Origin of the sequence: Brotaphodocola sp., from assembly GCF_050873065.1 — a bacterium.
GTDB lineage: Bacteria > Bacillota > Clostridia > Lachnospirales > Lachnospiraceae > Brotaphodocola.
The window spans coordinates 1-2,897 of record NZ_JBNMIC010000112.1; the positions used below are offsets into that span (position 1 = coordinate 1).

The window sequence follows — 2,897 nt, forward strand, 5'->3', positions numbered from 1 at the left end:
ACATTCCAGTATGTGAATGCAGGAATCGGTGGAACAACATCGCATTTTGCTTCGGCGCGTGTGGAAGCGGATCTGTTGTCACATCATGTTGATTTTGCAATTGTTGAGTTTTCGGTAAATGATGATTCAACCGAATTCTTTCGCGAGACCTATGAGGGTGTGGTTCGCCACGTATGGCAGGATCCCTGTGAACCTGCGGTCATGCTGGTGCACAACGTATATTACAATACAGGAGCAAATGCACAGATCATGCATGCACAGATCGGACGCCACTATGACCTTCCGTCTGTCAGCATGCAGAGTTCCATCTATCCGGAGGTTGTAGCCGGACGAATTCCAAATCGTGCGATCACACAGGATGACCTTCATCCGAATGACAATGGACACGAACTGGTAGCATCTGTTATTATATATGCATTGGAACAGATGTTAGAAAATCCGAGTGCGGACAGTGAGGCTTCCTTGCCTGCACCACTGACCGAGAATGCATATGAGAAAGCATTCCGTCTGGACAACCGCAATTATGAGCCGGTATGTGATGGATTCACAAAGGATGAGCGCACACAGACAGACATCACAGACTGCTTTAAAAACGGATGGTCGGCAGCCGCGCAAGGGGCGAAGATCTCTTTTAATGTTGATGCGAGTGAGATTGCGGTACAGTACCGCAGATGTGTGAGCAAGCCGGCTCCGGTTGCTTTGGCCATCGTTGATGGCGATGAGGCAAATGCAGTGCGTCTGAATGCAAATTTTGACGAGGACTGGGGAGATAAGCTGGAACTGACACCGGTACTGATCCATGGTGAAAAGACGACCCATACCTTAGAAATTCGTCTTGTGTCGGGAGATGCATCCATGCCAAGTACCTTTGATGTAATTTCTGTTATCGGTTCTGTAAAATAGGACGAGCGATAGGAGTATTGGAAGATGAGTGAAAAAGAAATTTTGTTTATGAATCCGGTATTCACCCATAATATCTGGGGTGGAACCAAGCTTAGAGATGTGTTTGGATATAAGATTGAAGGCAATGATATCGGCGAATGCTGGGGTATTGCCGCACATCCGAACGGAACCTGCACGATCGCAAACGGAACGTACCAGGGAGAAAAATTATCGGATCTGTGGGAGCAGCACAGAGAATTGTTCGGCGATACGAAGGGAAAAGTGTTTCCTCTGCTGATCAAGATTATCGATGCCAAGGCAGATTTGAGTATTCAGGTTCATCCGAATGATGATTATGCGGCAGAACATGAGAACGGATCGCTGGGCAAGATGGAGTGCTGGTATATCTTAGACTGTGAGCCGGATTCCAAGCTTGTGATCGGACATAATGCCAAGACCCATGAGGAACTTGAGGATATGGTAAATCATGGCCGCTGGAGTGATCTGATCCGTGAGATCCCTGTGAAAAAAGGCGATTTTATCCAGATCGATCCGGGAACTGTGCATGCAATCAAGGGTGGTATCACGATCCTTGAGACACAGCAGAACAGTGATATTACGTATCGTGTATACGATTATGATCGTCTTTCGAACGGAAAGCCGCGTCAGTTACATATTAAGCAGAGTCTTGATGTCATCACCGTTCCGGCAGCACCGTTGTCCGATTGTATGATCGAGACTGGTGAGTCGAAGGTAAATGAACTGCAGAAACTGATCGAGTGTAAGTATTATAAAGTATTTCATGAGAAGGTCGAAGGTGAGGCTGCATTTAATCAGGAGTTCCCATTCCTGATCGTAAGTGTTGTGGAAGGCAGCGGTACATTAAATGGGACGGAAGTGAAGAAGGGAGATCATTTCATTCTTCCATATCAGTTCGGTACGGTCAGACTGCAGGGAAATCTGGAACTTGTTGCTTCGACGGTTGCAGAATAGATCCAGCAATTATCGTAGATTTGGATGTCTGCACATGGTATAATTGAACAGAAATAAATAGTTAGAGCTGGTTGTCTGTTTTGAGAGCAGACAATCAGCTTTGATCCGTTAAAGGGTATATTTTAGCGAAGGAGAGACAGTGTGGATCGATATAAGAAAATTGAGAGATTAACAGATAATCGTTTTCTGAATCTGTATCATATGGATGCGGTGACAAGAAGCGGCAGTACGTTTGATTACTACTTTGCATCCCGCAATCCGAAGGAGCGACTGAAGGCAATTACACATGAGAACAAACCGGAAGGGATTGCCATCTATGCGCTTTGCAAAGAAGATCCGGGGCAGATCGTTATGATCCGGCAGTTTCGCTATCCGTTAAATGACTATATGTATGAGATCCCGGCAGGACTTGTGGATCCAGGTGAGACACCGGAGCAGAGTGCAATCCGGGAGATGAAGGAGGAGACGGGTCTGACGCTTGAGATCTATGAGGGCGGTGATCCTTGTTTCCGCAGACCGTTTTTTATGGCACAGGGACTGACGGATGAGAGCAGTACCATGGTGTATGGGTATGCATCGGGAGAAATCAGCGGTCTCGGGCTGGAGGCAAGCGAAGACATTGAAGTGTGCTTTGTGGACAGGAAGCAGGCGCGTGCAATTCTGGGGAGTGAGCGTGTTTCCGTCCGCGCAGCGTATATGCTCATGCAGTTTCTACATGCAAAGGATGAGGAGCCATTTGCATTTTTGAACTGATACCCAACTGTCGATTACAAAACTTCTGTGGCGGCGTGCTCCGGCGGGGACTGACTCTGCGGCTGGTTCCTGATCGGACACTAGTTATCCAAAATCAGGAATTTGCAGAAAATGTCCGCCGGGCTTTTCTCATGATTTGTTGTCCGCTCAAGCTTAGACAGTGGCACTCCGGTTGTTCGCCTGAACACAGAATGTGTCCGATGGATTTCGTGTCTGCCTTACGTGGGGCATCTTTGTGAAAAAGTGCCCGCGGGTCGTGTTTGCGACCA

Annotated in this window: 3 protein-coding genes; all 3 read left to right on the plus strand. The window is 47.4% G+C overall.

Going from position 1 to position 2,897, the window contains the following annotated elements:
- Positions 1-903 (plus strand): SGNH/GDSL hydrolase family protein (locus ACR0QE_RS13280; RefSeq protein WP_432628810.1); only part of this gene is annotated, 903 nt, incomplete at its 5' end.
- A 24-nt stretch (positions 904-927) separates the two neighbouring features.
- Positions 928-1,875, plus strand: coding sequence for a mannose-6-phosphate isomerase, class I (gene manA, locus ACR0QE_RS13285; protein ID WP_432628811.1), 948 nt, complete (start codon positions 928-930; stop codon positions 1,873-1,875).
- Positions 1,876-2,016: 141 nt separating this feature from the next.
- A complete protein-coding gene (locus ACR0QE_RS13290) occupies positions 2,017-2,628 on the plus strand; it encodes an NUDIX hydrolase (protein ID WP_432628812.1) in 612 nt (203 codons plus the stop codon).
- Positions 2,629-2,897 lie beyond the last annotated feature (269 nt).